The 18083-nt window shown below is 49.3% G+C and carries 15 protein-coding genes; 10 read left to right on the top strand and 5 right to left on the bottom strand.

All coding sequences use genetic code 11. The features are described 5' to 3' along the window. Positions 1 to 140: 140 nt before the first annotated feature. From uxaC to uxuA, 3 genes are all read right to left on the bottom strand, one after another. Positions 141 to 1553, bottom strand: coding sequence for a glucuronate isomerase (gene uxaC / locus J4728_RS11445; protein ID WP_000190182.1), 1413 nt, complete (start codon positions 1551 to 1553; stop codon positions 141 to 143). Positions 1554 to 1564: 11 nt separating this feature from the next. After that, positions 1565 to 3037, bottom strand: a complete 1473-nt coding sequence (locus J4728_RS11440; RefSeq protein WP_000437127.1) for a fructuronate reductase — start codon at positions 3035 to 3037, stop codon at positions 1565 to 1567. A 110-nt stretch (positions 3038 to 3147) separates the two neighbouring features. Continuing rightward, the gene (uxuA, locus tag J4728_RS11435; protein WP_000815487.1) at positions 3148 to 4332 is read right to left on the bottom strand and encodes a mannonate dehydratase; all 1185 of its coding nucleotides are present in this window, start codon (positions 4330 to 4332) and stop codon (positions 3148 to 3150) included. Positions 4333 to 4735: 403 nt separating this feature from the next. Between uxuA and J4728_RS11430 the strand changes: the two genes are divergently transcribed. From J4728_RS11430 to iraD, 5 genes are all read left to right on the top strand, one after another. Then, the gene (locus J4728_RS11430) at positions 4736 to 6040 is read left to right on the top strand and encodes an MFS transporter (protein WP_000784371.1); all 1305 of its coding nucleotides are present in this window, start codon (positions 4736 to 4738) and stop codon (positions 6038 to 6040) included. 395 nt (positions 6041 to 6435) lie between these two features. After that, positions 6436 to 7314: a carbon-nitrogen hydrolase family protein gene (locus J4728_RS11425; RefSeq protein ID WP_000089254.1), complete on the top strand. Its 879-nt coding sequence runs from the start codon at positions 6436 to 6438 to the stop codon at positions 7312 to 7314. Positions 7315 to 7352: 38 nt separating this feature from the next. Further along, positions 7353 to 8276: a polysaccharide deacetylase family protein gene (locus J4728_RS11420; protein WP_000540888.1), complete on the top strand. Its 924-nt coding sequence runs from the start codon at positions 7353 to 7355 to the stop codon at positions 8274 to 8276. Positions 8277 to 9000: 724 nt separating this feature from the next. Beyond that, positions 9001 to 9486, top strand: coding sequence for an Hcp family type VI secretion system effector (locus J4728_RS11415; RefSeq protein ID WP_000338753.1), 486 nt, complete (start codon positions 9001 to 9003; stop codon positions 9484 to 9486). Then, on the top strand, positions 9486 to 9866 hold the full coding sequence (gene iraD / locus J4728_RS11410; protein ID WP_000988938.1) for an anti-adapter protein IraD: 381 nt from the start codon (positions 9486 to 9488) through the stop codon (positions 9864 to 9866). Before J4728_RS11415 ends, iraD begins: the two co-directional genes overlap by 1 nt. Positions 9867 to 10001: 135 nt before the next feature. On the opposite strand, the gene J4728_RS11405 is transcribed toward iraD, so the two are convergent. Beyond that, positions 10002 to 11486, bottom strand: coding sequence for an NAD-dependent phenylacetaldehyde dehydrogenase (locus tag J4728_RS11405; protein WP_001286390.1), 1485 nt, complete (start codon positions 11484 to 11486; stop codon positions 10002 to 10004). Between the two features lie 161 nt (positions 11487 to 11647). Here J4728_RS11405 and J4728_RS11400 point away from each other — a divergent pair, with 161 nt between their 5' ends. From J4728_RS11400 to J4728_RS11385, 4 genes are all read left to right on the top strand, one after another. Beyond that, positions 11648 to 12949 carry an NAD(P)/FAD-dependent oxidoreductase gene (locus tag J4728_RS11400; RefSeq protein ID WP_001092825.1) on the top strand — a complete coding sequence of 434 codons (1302 nt, stop codon included), beginning with the start codon at positions 11648 to 11650 and terminating at the stop codon, positions 12947 to 12949. Positions 12950 to 12963: 14 nt separating this feature from the next. Next, positions 12964 to 13338 (top strand): cupin domain-containing protein, encoded by a 375-nt coding sequence (locus tag J4728_RS11395; protein ID WP_000542980.1) that lies wholly within the window; start codon positions 12964 to 12966, stop codon positions 13336 to 13338. A 208-nt stretch (positions 13339 to 13546) separates the two neighbouring features. Next, positions 13547 to 15046 (top strand): APC family permease, encoded by a 1500-nt coding sequence (locus J4728_RS11390; RefSeq protein ID WP_000475953.1) that lies wholly within the window; start codon positions 13547 to 13549, stop codon positions 15044 to 15046. Continuing rightward, positions 15024 to 15581: a DUF3156 family protein gene (locus tag J4728_RS11385; RefSeq protein WP_000100101.1), complete on the top strand. Its 558-nt coding sequence runs from the start codon at positions 15024 to 15026 to the stop codon at positions 15579 to 15581. Before J4728_RS11390 ends, J4728_RS11385 begins: the two co-directional genes overlap by 23 nt. Positions 15582 to 15685: 104 nt before the next feature. Here the strand turns inward: J4728_RS11385 and J4728_RS11380 are convergent, their stop codons facing one another. Further along, positions 15686 to 16369, bottom strand: a complete 684-nt coding sequence (locus J4728_RS11380) for a helix-turn-helix transcriptional regulator (protein ID WP_001275354.1) — start codon at positions 16367 to 16369, stop codon at positions 15686 to 15688. A gap of 511 nt (positions 16370 to 16880) precedes the next feature. Here J4728_RS11380 and J4728_RS11375 point away from each other — a divergent pair. Further along, positions 16881 to 18065 carry an anaerobic sulfatase maturase gene (locus J4728_RS11375; protein WP_000933437.1) on the top strand — a complete coding sequence of 395 codons (1185 nt, stop codon included), beginning with the start codon at positions 16881 to 16883 and terminating at the stop codon, positions 18063 to 18065. Positions 18066 to 18083: the final 18 nt, after the last annotated feature.

Raw genomic sequence — 18083 nt, 5'->3', positions numbered from 1 at the left:
GGATTAATCAGCAACCTCTTTGCTTTTTATCGGCGGCCAGACTTTGGCTGGAAAAGTGCGTTACTGCTAAATTTCTCACTCTCTTACCGCCTTCCTGCCCCTCGAAATACCTGAGACCTGTGCTCACAGATTAATAGCGATTATTTAATCGTGAAATAACGCTGGGCATTATTGAAGCAGATATCCTGAACCATACGGCTTAGCATCGCTTCATCATCAGGAATCTCTCCGTCCTGCGCCCACTGTCCCAGCAGGTTACAGAGAATACGACGGAAATATTCATGTCGCGTATAAGAAAGGAAACTGCGGGAGTCGGTCAGCATCCCGACAAACTGACTTAACAGTCCCATTTGCGACAGTTGTTCCAGTTGGCGCAGCATACCGTCTTTCTGATCGTTAAACCACCAGCCGGAACCAAACTGCACTTTTCCGGCAATTCCCGGCCCCTGGAAGTTACCGATCATGGTCGCCAGGACTTCGTTATCACGTGGGTTCAGGCAATAGAGGATAGTCTTGGGCAGTTCATTGGTCACATCCATACTGTCGAGCAAACGGGAGAGCGCCCAGCTAATGTTATTATCGCCAATGGAGTCAAAGCCGGTATCCGGCCCCAGCAGGCGGAACATCCGGGTATTATTATTACGGATCGCGCCAATATGTAGCTGCATCACCCAGCCGCGCGCGGCGTACTGACGGCCCAGCCAGACCAGCACCGCCGTGGTAAACTGGGCGATCTCAAGTTCGCTCAGCGTTTCGCCAGCCAGACGTTTGCCCAGAATGGCGTCAAGCTGCGCGTCGTCGGGCACCGGCGCAAATCGCAGCGTTTCAATGCCATGATCCGACGCGCGGCAGCCGCAGGCGGCGAAATGGTCGAGGCGGCGAGTGAGCGCCTGACGTAAATCGTCGAAACGGGTAATGCTGACATCTGCCGCCGCTTCCAGTTTCCTCAGGTAATCGACAAAGCCGTCCAGTTCGATTTTGAAAACTTTGTCGGGGCGCCAGCTTGGCGCGACTTCAATATCAATGCTGTCGTCGGCGGCTATCTGGCGGTGATATTCCAGAGAATCTATCGGGTCGTCGGTGGTTCCGACCATCCGCACATTCATCTGCTGCATAATACCGCGCGCGGAAAAGGCCGGCGTCGCCAGTTTCTCATTACACTGCGTCCAGATACTTTCCGCGGTATCCGGTCCGAACAGCGTACCTGTAATGCCAAATGGACGGCGTAGTTCAAGGTGCGTCCAGTGATACAGCGGATTGCCCAGCGTTTTTGGTACGGTATTGGCCCAGGCCATATATTTTTCATAATCGCTGGTCTCTTTGCCGGTGATCAGCGACTCATCCACGCCTGCGCTTCGTAGCGCTCGCCATTTATAGTGGTCGCCTTCCAGCCAGATCTGACCGAGGTTATCGAAACGGCGATCGTCGGCGATTTCCTGCGGACTTAAATGGCAGTGGAAGTCATAAATCGGCATGGGCGCGGCGTATTTATGGTACAGCGTGCGGGCAATGTCGTTTTTAAGTAGAAAATCTTCAGTCATAAACGTAGCCATGATTTATCTCCTTACTTAGCCAGCGCTTCTACCGTGGCTTTCGCGCCGTTCTGCAATAGCTGTTGGTAAGCGTCGGTAACGGCTTGCACAAATTCGTGGTTCTTCGGCAGGTCGCTGCCAAAGATAGACTCGATGGCCAGTAGCCCGCGAACGCGTTCTTCCGGCGTCTGATATTGCTGATGAATCGCCTGATACTGCGCTAGCAGCGGATCGACGACATCAATGGTTTTACCTTGTTCATCGATACCGCCGACGTAACGCATCCATCCGGCGACGCCCAGCGTCAGGCGGCGATAGTCATCGCCCTGTTGCAAGTGCAGACGTACCGGGTCCAACAAACGCTGCGGCAGTTTCTGACTGCCATCCATCGCGATCTGCCAGGTGCGGTGTTTCAACGAGGGGTTAGTGAAACGCGCGATCAACAAATTCGCATACCCTTCCAGATCGGTGCCTTCCGGCATTGATAACGTCGGCGCTTGTTCATCAAGCATCAGCGCCAGCGCCGCGCGACGGTAAGCCGGGTTGGTCATGGTATCGGCGATAGTGTCATACCCGCCGAGATAACCCAGATAGGCGAGGAAAGAGTGACTGCCGTTAAGCATACGCAGCTTCATCATTTCAAACGGTACGACATCTGCAACGAATTGCGCGCCGACGGTGTCCCAGTCCGGGCGACCATTCACAAAGTTATCTTCGATGACCCACTGGCGGAAGGGTTCGCAGGCGATAGCGCAGGGATCATAAACCCCTAACTGGTCGGCAACCAGTTGTAGCGTCTCTTCGGTCGCCGCCGGAACAATGCGGTCAACCATGGTGCAGGGGAAGGTCACATTGTCGGCAATCCATGCGGCGAGGGCGGCATCGCGAGCTTTTGCCAGGCCGAGGACGGCAGCCTTCGCGACGTGACCATTCTCGCGTACGTTATCGCACGACAGCACGGTAAAAGCTTTCAGTCCTTGCTCCCGGCGCATGTTTAGCGCTTCGACAATATAGCCAATGGCGGATTTAGGCTGCTGTGGATGGGCAAGATCGTTTTGGATCAGCGGGTTATTGACATCAAGCTCGCCGCTGGCGGGGTCGGTGCAGTAGCCTTTTTCGGTCACGGTTAAGGAGACGATGGCGGTTTCCGGGCGCGCCATTGCCGCCAGAATCCCTGCATGGCCGTCGAATTCAGGGTGCAGCGCTTCTTTCATTGAACCGATAATTTTCAGTTCGGTGCTTTCTGCGCCGCGTTCTGCAACGGTGTACAGCAGATTTTGCGCTTTCAGGTTCGCGATCAGCCGCGCGTCGTTACCCGGCATCAGGTTCACTTCACAAATGCCCCAGTCGCTGTCGCTCTTTTCCAGTAAATGATGGGTAAAGAGCGCCTGGTGCGCGCGGTGAAACGCCCCGCAGCCCAGATGCACAATACGGGATACCAGACGTGATTTGTCCCAGTTTGGGCGGGCGACGGAAACCTGGGCGGTGGCGATATTCTGTTCCATTGCAAACTCCTGTCATTCGACGTCTTCGCCCGCGATCTCCGGGGCGAGGCATGTTGCTATTGCATTGAGTAGGGGAAATCGCATGACGCGTCGCGCCATGCGAAAGAAGGTTATTTGCTAAAGAAAGCGCGCTGGATAGCCAGTTCGACGCCGCGGACTTCCGCAAGCCCTTTCAGACGGCCAATGGCGGAATAACCCGGATTCGTTTTCTTCTTCAGATCGTCCAGCATCTGATGACCGTGGTCCGGGCGCATTGGGATCAGATCGTCGCTACCTTCGGCTTTACGACGGTGCTCTTCTTCCACAATCGCTTTAACGACTTCATACATATCCACATCGCCGTGCAAATGGGCGGCCTCGTGGAAGGTCTTCGGATTCTCTTCGCGCAGCGTAGAGCGCAGATGCGTAAAGTAGATGCGCGGACCAAACTGTTTGATCATATCAACCAGATCGTTGTCGGCGCGCACGCCGTAAGATCCGGTACACATGGTGAAGCCGTTCGCCATGCTATTAACGGTTTCCACCATCCATTGCATGTCTTCAATGGTAGAGACAATGCGCGGCAGGCCGAGAATAGGGCGCGGTGGATCGTCAGGATGAACGGCCATACGCACGCCAACCTCGTCGGCAACCGGAATAATGGCTTTCAGGAAATAGGCAAAATGTTCACGCAGTTTTGCTTTATCGATATCTTTATACGTCGCCAGGTGTTGACGGAACTGATCCAGCGTATAGCCTTCTTCCGCGCCAGGTAAACCGGCAATAATGTTGCGGGTCAGACGTGCTTTGTCTTCCTCGCTCATGGTGGCGAAACGCCGCTCTGCCTGAGCAATCTCTTCTGCCGTATAGTCGGCTTCTGCTCCCGGACGCTTCAGGATGTGCAGTTCGAACGCGGCGAATTCAATCTGGTCAAAACGCAACGCTTTTGAACCATCCGGCAATACGTATTCCAGATCCGTACGTGTCCAGTCCAGCACCGGCATAAAGTTATAGCAAACCGTATAGATACCGCATTGCGCCAGGTTACGCAGCGTTTGCTGGTAGTTTTTGATCCATAAATCGTACTGACCGGTGTGGGTTTTGATGTCTTCGTGGATAGGTACGCTCTCTACCACAGACCACTCCAGACCCGCCTCTTCAACGATAGCTTTACGTTTCTGGATCTCGTCTACCGACCAAATTTCTCCATTCGGGATATGGTGTAACGCCGTTACCACGCCGGTTGCGCCAGCCTGGCGTACATCTGACAGCGTTACCGGGTCGTTAGGTCCGTACCAGCGCCAGGTTTGTTTCATATCTCGTTTCCTCTTCTTGCGATAACGTCTTCGTGGTTGACCCATTGCCAGCCAACATCGAAACGTGCTTTGTAAACCCGTTCTGACCCCTAAATTCAACCAAAATTTTTCTCATGTCAACCTTATTGTCTAAATTGGCTAACCAAATCACAAATATCATCATTCACGGTCTGCCAATTTTATTTATTTGATCTGTGTCAATTTTTGCTGGGTGAAAAGCATTCACCATTCAACTTGAAATGAGTTGATGTATTTATTTCAAGAATATTAAGGGCGGGAGTTGCCGCCAGATTTTGACCGGTCCGGATGAGAAAATATTGATTGGTCAACCAATTTTGTGATTTCAGTTTTCCCGCTACAGGTCAGACGGCGCGGAGCTAATGTTTTTTAACGAGGCTTTATCATGAAGATGACAAAATTAAGATGGTGGATTATCGGCCTGGTCTGCGTAGGGACCATCGTAAACTACCTGTCCCGTAGCTCGCTTAGCGTTGCGGCGCCAGCGATGATGAAAGAACTCCATTTTGATGAGCAACAATATTCCTGGGTGGTGAGCGCCTTCCAGCTTTGTTACACCATTGCGCAGCCGATCACCGGCTATTTGATGGATGTCATCGGACTGAAAATCGGCTTCTTTATCTTTGCCTTGTTATGGTCGCTGATCAACATGGCGCACGCGCTGGCCGGCGGCTGGATAAGTCTGGCATTTCTGCGTGGTCTGATGGGGCTAACCGAAGCGTCAGCGATTCCGGCCGGGATTAAAGCCAGCGCCGAATGGTTCCCGACGAAAGAACGCGGTATTGCGGGGGGACTGTTTAATATCGGTACTTCGATTGGCGCGATGCTGGCGCCGCCGCTGGTGGTCTGGGCGATGCTGACCTTTGCTGATAGCGGCATCGGTACTGAAATGGCGTTTGTGATTACCGGTGGGATCGGCGTGCTGTTCGCCATCACCTGGTTCCTGATTTATAACTCGCCAAATAAACACCCGTGGATCACCCACAAAGAGCTGCGTTATATCGAAGACGGCCAGGAAAGCTATCTCCAGGACGATAATAAAAAACCGGCCGTTAAAGAGATCGTTAAAAAGCGTAACTTCTGGGCGTTGGCGATTACCCGTTTTCTGGCTGACCCGGCATGGGGAACGCTGAGTTTCTGGATGCCGCTGTATCTGATTAACGTGATGCATCTGCCGTTAAAAGAGATCGCCATGTTTGCCTGGCTGCCATTCCTGGCGGCGGACTTTGGCTGCGTTGCAGGCGGTTTCCTGGCGAAGTTCTTCATGGAAAAGATGCACATGACCACGATCAATGCGCGTCGTTGTAGCTTTACCATCGGCGCTGTTTTGATGATTTCGATCGGTTTTGTCAGCATTACGACTAACCCGTATGTCGCCATTGCATTGATGAGTATTGGCGGTTTTGCGCACCAGACGCTGTCTACCGTCGTGATTACCATGAGCGCTGACCTGTTCAAGAAAAATGAGGTCGCGACGGTTGCCGGTCTGGCAGGATCTGCGGCATGGATGGGACAGTTAAGCTTCAACCTGTTTATGGGGGCATTGGTCGCTATTATCGGTTACGGCCCGTTCTTCATTGCACTCAGTCTGTTCGATATTATCGGCGCCATCATCCTGTGGGTACTGATTAAAGATCCAGAAAAGCACCACCCGCCAATGACGGAACAGCCGCTGGCGTCTCACCGCTAAAGCTGTCTCGGTTTCACTAGCCTGATAAGCGAAGCGCTACCGGGTTCTAACGGCCACCTTCGGGTGGCCGTCTTCATTACCCTTATCGGTAAAAATACGCGTTGGTTTTATACCAGCGCGTTATCATTTAGTTTGCCTGATTATTTTCAGATGCTGAAAATAATATTGTGGTAAGGGTTATTGTTTTTCGCCTGGATTTTTATCGACTCTCTGTCTCGCTGCGATCATCGATAAAGTCCCCTTTATGTAAATAAAGGTTCAATGCTTCTACTCTTTTCTCCATATATTTTGCGCAGCTTCACAAAAAATAACCTGATGTTGTAATGCCCACTCCCTAACATTCTCCATGCGCTATACGTTAATTTAAGTTTAAATTTCATGCCGGGGATATCACGATGTCACGTAATTTTACTGTTTCAGCCTGTCAGTATATTGTTACTGAAATAAACACTTTTGAAGATTTCATAACAAAGGTAAGGATACTTCTTAATAAAAGTCAGGGAGCTGATGTCGTTATCTTCCCGGAGCTATTTACCATTGAGTTATTTACATTATTGAAAAAATGGCAAGAAAGACCCATTTCACACCTAACTTTAATTGATCAGTTTACGGATGCCTATAAGCAGCTTTTTCAACAGGAAGCGAAAGAAAGAGGACAGTTCATTATTGCTGGCTCTCATCTGGAGCAGACTGGAGCAGATCGCTATGAGAATGTTGCGCATATATGGGGACCCGATGGCGAACATTATGCTCACAGTAAGACGCATATCTTCCCGGCTGAACGGGGTTGGTATACTCAGGAAGGCGATAAAATGGCTGTTTTTCAACTGCCATTTGCTAAGGTGGGTTTTAATATTTGTTATGAAGCAGAAATACCGGAGTGTGCTGCGACGCTGGCGGAACAGGGTGCGGAGTTAATTTTAACGCCTTCCGCTACGTTTACTGAACAGGGATTTTGGCGAGTCAGGCATTGTTGCCACGCACGTTGTATTGAAAATCAAATTTATCTTGTTCACTGTTGCCTGGGCGGAAACCCGGGCGGGCCACTGCCAGGCTGCTGGGCCCGAAGTTCAATTTTAAGCCCCTGTGATGTCGTGTGGAAAAATCCACAAGGTATTATCGCAGAGGCGCACGTCAATCAAGAGGATGTCATTTCAGGAGAAATTAACCTCGATGTTCTATATGAAAATAGACTTGGGGGGGCAGCAACAACGTTCAAGGACAGACGCAGAAAAGCAGGCATATATAATATCTGGCCATCACACATTAAATAACAGAATGTGTCCCTTCTATGTATTAGCTGGAGGTCGTTATGGGATATTTAAAATTACCTGAGGGTAAAAGGATTGCGGTCAATCTTGGTGTTGATGTAGATGCTCAGTCTTTATGGCTGGGCGGATTTAATCGACCGTCGCCATCCTTTATGTCACGAGGAGAGTTTGGTGCTCAAGTTGGCGTACCAAGGCTTCTGAAATTGTTCAAAGAAAATAATATCAAAACCACCTTTTTTATTCCCGGACACACTGTAGACACCTTCCCGGAAATCATTAAAGCAATTTTTGATGCCGGGCATGAAATCGCTCACCATGGCTACTATCATGAAAATCCGACGCTGGTGAATCGTGATACAGAACGCCGACTTATGGATCTGGCGTTCGCCTGTTATAAAAGACATTTCGGCATACGCCCTGTGGGATACCGTTCTCCCTATTGGGATTATAGCGAGAATACGCTGGATCTTCTGGAGGAAGCCGGTTTTCTCTATGACAGTAGCCTGATGGCGAGAGATCTTGTGCCTTACCATCCTCAACGTTGGCAGGTGAATTGGGAGACGGGAAATATCGCAGGCCCGGCCAGCGCGATTCTGGAAATTCCTGTTAGCTGGTATCTGGATGATTTTCCCGCACTGGCGTATACCGGTAACCAGGAGGGGATGAGCGATACTGACGGTGTTCTGCGACGCTGGAAGGATATTTTTACCTATGCTTATCACCATCAGGAAAACGGTTTATATGCGATGGCTCTTCATCCGCAGATAATCGGTCATGGGCATCATATGATGATGTTGTCACGTTTGATTGAACATATTAAAGGGCATGATGGCGTATGGTTTGCAACCTGTGAAGAGATAGCCAGTGTCTGGGTGGATGACGAAGAGGATCGACAAAAAATGCTCCGTCCTGATGTTCGTGGCGTAGCGCCGGTTCCGGATGATTATGGCTGGCCAGGCAAATGATATCACCTCATGACAATGTTAATATCAGTCGGGTAACGGATTACCCGGGCAGAAGTTACCTGTTTGCCCGCTCGTTAATGCATATTGTCCATCAGAAAGGGAGACTATCCCGGGACGTATAAAATCTTTTTTATTTCGGTCAAAACGTTAATCAACGAGAATAGTTTTTTTTTGATTTAAATCATTTTTTAGTGTTCACAGGATAATAAGCAAATAACATTTATAATGTGAGTATTAAGAAAAATAAAATTTCCATAGTGATTAATTTTTATTTAACGCTTTGATTTTTAATGTTTTTGTGTGTGTTAATTGATGTAAATCAATTTGGGTTTTTTTATTAAATAAGTAAAAATTAAGTTGATATTTGCTTTTTGATGTGTTTTTTATATATAGCTGATTATTATTCTGAAATGTCAATTTTTGAATAACGACGCTGTGATACCGGCACCAGGGATACTTTGCGATAAAAGGGATTGAATATGGCAGAGAGCGTTCAGTATAACCTCAATTGTATTTGGCCACAGCGGGCCAAAACCCTCTATTGCTTTGCAACCAGCGGAATAACGTTCATCAGACGTGGGTAAACGTCGGCAAAATCCCTGCAAACCTGGCGCTTTTCACGCTGTTTTTTTTGGTCGTTGCGCTTTTAATAAGAGTCACAAGCGCTGGCCGCCGGTATTCGTCTGGCTGCTGAACTGCCACCTGATCAACAAGGAGATAAATCATGGATGCGATTTTTTTAAAGCTCGACAATATCAAAGGCGAAAGCCAGGTTGAAGGCTTTGAAGATCAGATAGAGATCATGTCTTATAGCCACAATGTGGCAATGCAGGTAAATAACGATGTTAGCCTCACTGAGCGGACTTCCGGGCGCGCGCATGTTGGTGAAATGTCGCTCACCAAATTTGTCGACCTCGCCACGCCTGTGCTCAATGAGTACTGCTGTAGCGGGAGGCTAATTAGAACCGCGGTGCTGACGTTGTGCCGCAATGACGACGGCAAAATGCGGTCGCTTATCGTTTATACCCTGACAAACGTGCTGATATCACAACTCAGTGTTAGCGGCGGCGCCGGCGGTAAGCCGGTGGAAACGATGTCGCTGAACTTCACGAAAATCGAATGGCAAATCACTGCCGAGAAATCAGACGGCGCTCAGCAGGAGTCCAGAACGTCAGTATGGGATCTGGCGATGGACCAGATAGGGAAATGATGATGACGCCAACCATTCCGGTCGCGCTATTCGACAGGCTCTTGGTTGAGGGGATAAGCCCACATGAATTGGTACGACGCAAGTTAATGTGTTTATTCAACTCTTGCGCCGTGCCAGGTGGCGAGACATTACCGCCGCTGCTCACTCGGGGTATGCCGGAATGGCACGAGGTGAATGTGGGCGACAAACGGGTTCTCAACTGGTTTTGCCGTGAGCTTCGCGCTGCTATTTTACGTTATGAACCGAGCATCAACATGCTGAAAGTCAGTGTAAAAGATGCCCATCATCAGACGCTGGCGTTGTCTTTGGAAGCGATGTTACAGGATGAGTCTGAACCGTTAAGGCTGGAGATAGCCTACTCTAATGGTAGATGGCGCTAGTAATGCAGGAAGGAACGCCGGGCCTGGCGTTTAACATTATCCCAAAAGCAAAAAAACGCAGCGAGCGAACCTGATAATCAGGCAGACAGTCCACCTTTCGGTATGGTTGATCTGCCTGCATCATTTTCAGGATGGTTAATAACGGACCATGACAGATTTAAGTTCGGTATAGTCATCAATAAACGCGCTGCCAAATTCACGACCACTACCCGATCCTTTCATCCCTCCAAAGGGTACCGCGGGATCGAGGAAGGTATGCATATTGACCCACACCATGCCAGCATCAATATCTTCAGCGTAGCGTAATGCCTTAGACATATTTTCCGACCACACACTTGCAGCAAGGCCGAATGGCGAAGCGTTGATATGCGAAAGCGCCTCTTTTTCATTCTGATAACCGATAAAGCTACAGACAGGGCCAAAGGTCTCCTCGTGCATCAGCGTACTGTTTTTACTACGCACTTTTACCGCTGTCGGCTGTAAAAAGAACCCTCCGCCGGGTAAAGTTTCACCGCCATAAACAATGGTATCCCCTTCTTCCCGTGCACGTTGAATCAGACGCAGCACTTTTTCAAGCTGAACCTGATTCGCCAGCGGGCCCATCACCGTTTTTTCATCTAAAGGCGAGCCGGGCACGATCTCCGATAACCGTTGTCTGAGGAGCGTCATGACCGTATCCAGTTTTTCCTGGGGCAGATAAAAACGCTCTGCGGCAGCACAAATCTGTCCTTGATTCAGATAACCGGCTTCAAGAATACCGTTGACCATGGCTTGTGCCGTGAGATCATTGAGAAACAGCGCCGCATTTTTCCCTCCCAGTTCGAGGGTAACGCGTTTTCCTGACGACGTTGCCGAACGCCGGACTTTCTCACCTGTCGCGACTGACCCGGTGAAACTCACTTTGGCGCAATCTGGATGCGCGATCAGCTGTTGCGCTATCTCACCGCCAGCACCGTTTACCACGTTAATTACGCCATCAGGGAAACCAGCCTCTTTAGCCAGTTCAGCGACTCGCAGCAGTGTCAGCGGGGTATATTCACTTGGTTTAATGACGATGGTGCAGCCACATACCAGCGCTGCGGCCAGCTTCCAGATAGCAATCATAATTGAGAAATTCCACGGCACAATACCGACGACCACCCCAATGGGTTGGCGTTGGGTAAACGCGGTGTATCTCTCTTCTCCCATTGATGGCAGGGAGACATTCAGCGTTTCACCGGTTATTTTTCCTGCCCAACCGGCAAAGTAACGCAGGAAGGCCACTGACTGATCGAGTTCAAGACCGCGCGACAGCATAATCGTTTTACCTGAACAGACGCTTTCCAGTTGAGCTAACTCTTCACGATGAGCGGCAAGAGTATCAGCCAGTTTCAGCAGTAATGCGCCGCGTTGTAACGTTGGCATTTTACGCCAGACATCAAACGCCCGTCTGGCGCTCTGCATGGCCTCTTCTGCCTGCGCAGGGGTTGCCGACACAACGTCGGCGATGATTTTGCCGGTGGCTGGGTTAGTGACCGAGAAGTTCGTGCCGTTTCCGGCCTGACGTTCACCTGCAATAAATTGTCCGTGTCGTTGGCGTAAAAAAGTCGTTACTTCGGCAAGTAATGTCACGTCGCTCATCAGAAGTGCCTGTAGGTCAGGAATGTACGTTTTTCCATCTCAACATACTTGCCTGGAACTGAATATCGTTCCAAAGAACGTCATTCTTCCGGACGATATTTTGTAAAACGTTACCGTGCTGTGATAGCGGTCTTAGTCAAGCGTGATGACAAGGTAACGCGATGAATACAAAAATCGATGCGTTGAATTACTACGGCGCGACGAAAAAATACCCGTTGCATTTTCCTGCTCTGCAAGAGGATATTGATGCCGATGTGGTGATCATTGGCGGTGGCTTTTCAGGCATCAATACCGCGCTGGAACTGGCGGAGCAGGGGATCACTAATGTTGTCGTTCTGGAAGCCCGCCATCTTGGGTATGGCGGCACCGGGCGAAACGGCGGTCAGGTGATGGCCGGTATAGGTCACGACATCGAAGCCGTTAAAAAATATGTAGGCGCAGCGGGAATGGAGACGCTGTTTAAAATCTCGAACCTCGGCGCAGGCATTATTCGGGAGCGAATTCGTAAATACCATATTGATGCTGATTTTGTCCCCGGATATGGTTATCTGGCCTACAACCAGCGGCAGTTAAAAACGCTGCAACAATGGGAAAAAGAATTCAAAGCCGCTACGCCGGAAGACGATATTGAACTCTATACCGGTAAAGACGTGCAGCAGGTTATCGGTTCCGACGTCTACTGCGGTGTTCTCAAGCATATGGGGGGAGGGCATGTCCACTCGCTGAATTTATTGCTGGGCTCCGCTCAGGCTGCGAATTCGCTGGGGGTGAAGATATTCGAATATTCACCTGTGGTTGAGGTCAGTTACGGTAAAACTGTGCGGGTACGTACTGCGATGGGCAGCGTAAAAGCAGCCAAATTGCTGTGGGCCTGTGATAGTTTTCTCAATAATCTGGAACCAGAAATTTATAAGAAAACGCTGGTTACTTATTCTTATCAGGTCTCTACAGAACCTCTCTCCAGCGAGCTTGTTGAGCGGATCAGTCCCTTGCGCGGGGCTTTTAGCGATATCCGCCCGGTGATAAATTACTACCGTCTCACAAAAGAAAACCGTCTGCTGTTTGGCAGCGCCACAAGGTTTCTTGAATATACCCCGCACGATTTTGCTGCCTGGAACCGCACTCTGTTGACGGAGGTCTTCCCTTATTTGAAAGACGTTAAAATCGATTTTGCCTGGGGCGGACCGATGGCCTGTAGCGCGAATCTGTTTCCGCAGATTGGCACGCTTCGTGAACACAATAATGTTTTTTATGTTCAGGGTTATTCCGGATTTGGCGTCACGCCTTCCCATATTGTATGCAAAATCCTGGCCGAAGGAATAAATGGCGGTTCCGAGCGGTATCGTCTGATGAGTAGCATTCCCCACGCGACAATTTATGGTCGCGACAGTCTACGTCTATTGCTGGTCAGTGCGGGAAAACTGATACATCAAACAGCCGGTTTCTGGAAAGGCCGGAATTAACCAGGAGAACATTAATGCACGCTTTTAAACTCAATCAACCTGTTCCTGAATTACAGCCAATCGGGAGTGTCAGCCTGTTGGGGGCGTTGCCAACAGAAGGCGATCCCCAGGTCGCCGTTGCGATGATTTACGGTAAACCTGAGGACGTATTTACCTGTGGACTGTTTTCATCGACCCGCGGCGGTTTCACGATGATTTATCCCTTTACCGAGCACGCAACCGTGCTGGAAGGGGAAGTGGAACTAACTGTCGCGGGTCAGGAACCGATACGTTTTTCACCGGGCGATAGTTGGTTTGTTGAACAGGGAACCGAAGTGGCATGGAAAGTTTTAACGCCCCGTTTTGTAAAACATTATCTGGCAAACGTTGAAAGCCATAAACAGGGTTGAATCCTTTAATTGTTCGTCAGTAGCGTTGGCATCACTGGGGAGAATAACGCGCTCCCCACTTGCTATTAGCGCATGCGGGGACGGCGTCACAACGTTATTTACCGTTATCCCTCTTCAGGACGATACCTGTTAGATACGGTGCCTGCCATAAATAAGCGTTATTCCGGAGCGGTAATTTATTGTTGTAATAATAGTGAAGAGGTTGACCATGTTTAAAAACAGACTTGCCAGCCATCTTGAACGTGGCGTTATTGGTTTCCCCACGACGCTTGCCAGCTCCGTCGGGCTGATTATGGCAAGCCCGGTGATCCTGACCGTGACCAGTGGTTTTGGCTCAGGGGGAGATACCTTTGCCCTTGCGGTATTACTGGCATTTATTATGATGCAAGCGCAGATTACCACCTTTGCCGAAGCGGCAACGCTTATTCCCACGACTGGCTCCGTCTACGACTATATCTCCTGCGGAATGGGGCGTTTTTTCGCTATCACCGGTGCGCTTTGCGCTTACCTGATCGTACACATTTTTGCCGGCACGGCAGAAACGATTCTCGCTGGCGTCATGGCGCTGGTGAACTTTGAGTCTGTTAGCGAACACGTGGCCATGCAGCACAATACCTGGATGGTTGGTGTCGGCATGGTAGTGGTTTTCGGGATACTGAATGCCATTGGTGTTGAAGTATTTGGCAAGGTGGAGGTATTTCTTACTTTCGGTATGTGGACTACCCTGACCATCTTCGGTTTATGCGGGATCCTGTTATCCCCGGTCACTCATCATTCCGGGTGGTTTGGCGCACCGCTTGATGTCAGTAATCTTTCTGGTCTGTTTGGTTATATAGGCATGGCGATGTTTATGTTCGTCGGTTGTGAACTGGTCACGCCAATGGCGCCGGAAATTAAAAAAGCGCATCGTACGATTCCCAGAGCGATGGCGCTTGGCCTTTTAGCGGTGGCAGGTTGTATGTTCCTCTATGGCGCTGCGATTAACCGGCAGGTAAATAATGTGGTGGTCGATGCGGCAAACCATATCTTTTTACTGGATACGCCGATGGCTATTCCCGCCTTTGCCAATCGTGTCATGGGACATGTCGGGCAATACTGGCTGGGCGTGGGGTTGTTGTTAGCGGGATGTGCGACGATTAATACGCTAATGGCGGCAGTACCGCGTATTATATACGGCATGGCGCTGGACGGCGCTTTGCCGCGGTTTCTGACCTGGTTGCACCCCCGCTTTAAAACACCGGTCATCGCCATCGCATTCGGTGTTGCGATTCCCTGTTTACATGCCTGGTATCTGAACGGTGATATCGACCACATTGTTCCGCTGATCCTCGCTGCGGTCTGCGCCTGGGGAGTAGCTTATCTGCTGGTAACGTTATCGGTCGTTATCTTACGTATTCGGCGCCCCGATTTGCCCCGCGCTTACCGGGCCCCCTGGTTTCCCTTACCTCAGATTATTTCGAGCGTGGGTATTATTATCGCCATTATTAATATCGCGCCTCCAGGAATGAACAGTCGGGATGTACTTATACCATTCGGTATTATGCTTGGATTGACTGCCGCCTATGCCTTATTCTGGACATTATGTGTGCAACGGGTTAATCCTTTCCTCCCGCTTCCGGTAGAAGAGGTCGTGGAACGGGCTATGGGCAATTATGAAAAGCGAAACAATGAAGAGATGACGCCAGATGTCCTCCGTCCCCTGGTTTAAGAACGCATTAATGAATATGGTGTTACGTGATTTGAGCGGCTGGCGTTGTGAAAAATTGACCGAACATAGCGCCGTGCTGCATCTGAATGCATTTACCCAGGTTATCTGCCATGTTCAGCAAAAACGGTTATTCATGGCCAGTATTCACAGTTGTGAATTCAGGGTGAAAGGCACAATCAATTATCCTTTGCAGGGCAAAATTCGCGTTCATCAGCCCGGATGGCTGAAACGTTATCCCGTCATTTTTACTGGCAGCAAAAGTACCGCCGGGCTGATTAACTATCTTAATTGTTTCCCCAATTTACAACAGGCACTGAGTGAACTGGATTATCGTCGGTTTACGCTGGTTTTACATCATAAGGAATGGTATTGCAGCATTGAGCTATGGGCTGCTAGCGAAGTGGTTTGTAAAATGCCGCCGCTGCGCCGTTATCTGCGGCTTGAGCGGCACCAGCGTGTTCTTCTGCTTAGTGTGATAAATATGATCAATCAGGCCATGAATCAATGGCTGCAACAGGATACCGACGCCAGATAATATGACATTTTATTGAGGCATCAGATCAGAGAGTGGTATTAATTCAGGCATATATGATACATGGGGAAAAGACCCGCAATTGACGCGGGTTAAAAAGAACGCTTTCACATATTCAGTGAATGTTGTACCGAGGACATTCTGGTTCGGGAAACCAGTTCCGTGCGATTTATCACTTCTGTTTTAGCAAAAATATTACGTAAATGCGTTTTCACTGTTGAGAGAGAAATATTCAACTGACGGGCAATCAATTTGTTGCTGGCCCCTTCGCAGACCATTCCCACAATTTCACGCTCTTTGGCGGTCAATATTGACGCCAGATCGTTGTCTTCCTGAAGAGAATCATGAATTGCCAGTCCCAGTAATGGTTGTACTGCCTGGGCTCGCAAACGCTCTTCGCTGGAAAAAGGTATATCGCGCATTAATGAAATGCCCGCGATAATACGATGGCCCCGACGAATAAAGATCTCAATCATGTCGCACACATGATTAGGTAGCATAAATTCATGATAATAATGGCGATGACGAGCACAGATGCCGGGCGTCATCGTCGCTACTGTAATAACCTGTTGGCCGAACCGGGAAGGCGATAGCGGGTCTAATGGTTGAAAATGCTCCAGATATTGTTGGTGTGTGCTATTAGAAATGTTATGTAAAACATAGGCTTCTGGCTTTAAATAAGCATTAACACGATAAAAAACCGCCGACGACAGAGGAATGAGTTGCGCAATGCTCTGTAAGCAATGGAGAGTGATCCCGTCATTATGGCCAGTAGTTGATAAGGCTGACATGTTATCTCCTTCCATCCGGATGAGCGCGTCGGGGCGCAGTAAAATAGTGGTATGTTGAAACATACAATTTACATTCGGTTAACACAATCATTCACATGTTAATAATGTGACGTATGTTGCGGTATTTTTTATAATATATTGAAAATAAATGATTTTAATTTAAATCCTGTCTGGTTTTCTAAAAAATAATTTAAAATTATTAATATGATTTTTTTCTGTCGCGGTTGACTCATCTCCTGAAAATGCCGTGAGTTCTCGTCCTTCAGGACGATATTCTTTTGAGACGACTGTTCTATGATTTTCTGTAATAGCGCAGGTTAACAGAGACTTAATTTCTGGCTCAGACAGGATTTGCTAAATAACGTTTCAATAGCGTCATGCGCTATGCAGAAAACCGGCGTATCAATAGATACAGCCTGCTCTCGGCATTCTGCCCGCAGCGCCAGACGAACGCTATTGCGAAATGTGAGTCATGTCTCCGCATCAGAAATGATAACTACAGGACAGAATAATGTTGAATCTCAACACATTACGGCAACAACAAATCCCCGTAATGACGGAATATCGCGCGCAGATACCCTTTCATATTCTGGCAAAACCCATAGGCCCTGCATGTAATCTGGCCTGCCGCTATTGTTATTACCCACAGGGCGAAACGCCCGTAGAAAAAATGAATGAATCAACGCTGGAGGTTTTTATTTGTCGCTATATTGCGGCGCAACCTGCCAGTGCGCGTGAAATTAATTTTGTCTGGCAAGGCGGTGAACCGCTTTTAGCCGGAATCGGTTTTTATAAAAAGGTAATAGCGCTTCAACAACGATATGCGCCTGACGGCGTGACGATCAGTAATAGTCTGCAAACGAATGCGACGTTGTTAAACGATGCCTGGTGCCGTCTGTTTCGCGACAATAATTTTACTATTGGCATCAGTCTTGAGGGCAGTGAAGACTTGCAAAATCATCATCGTCCGGGCAAACGCGGCGAGGCCAGCTATCCGGCGGTGTTGCGGGGAATCACATTGTTACAACACTATCGAGTCGATTTTAATGTACTGATTGTCGTGCATGATGACATGGCTCGCCATGCGGCAGCCATCTACGATCATGTTGTTAGCCTTGGCGCTCGTTATCTGCAATTTCAGCCACTGATGGACGAAGGCAACGCCCTACAGCAACGTTACCAATTGAGTGCGGATAACTGGGGACGTTTCATGATTGATATCTGGCGTCAATGGCGCAAACGCGGTGATATGGGACGGGTTTTTGTGATCAACATTGAACAGGCATGGGCACAATATTTTACGCATATCAGCGCCACCTGTGTCCATTCCGCCCGCTGCGGCACGAATCTGGTCATGGAGCCGGACGGCAAACTCTATGCCTGCGATCATCTGATTAATAGCCAGCATTACCTGGGACAGCTTTCTAATAATACGTTAGCGCCAGCCGTAGATTCCGCAACCCGGCTTCCCTTTGGTATTAAGAAAAGCCAGCGCCGGGAGTGTCAACGGTGTTCTGTGAAAATAGTCTGCCAGGGAGGCTGCCCCGCACATATCAACAGTGCCGGCTACAACCGACTTTGTAGCGGCTATTACTCTTTTTTCACGGAGATTCTGGCTCCGCTACGCGCCTGGCCCCGGAATCTGAATGGACTGAAGGCCTGGCGTGCTGACGTTATGGGCAGATTTTCGGGCTGATGGTCCCTCTTGCCGCAT

The sequence above is a fragment of the Salmonella sp. 32070601201500089SM genome (genome assembly GCF_017573605.1).
GTDB classification, from domain to species: Bacteria; Pseudomonadota; Gammaproteobacteria; order Enterobacterales; family Enterobacteriaceae; genus Salmonella; species Salmonella enterica.
Note: the sequence above shows the minus strand (reverse complement) of the source record. Positions and strands in the feature narration are given on the sequence as shown.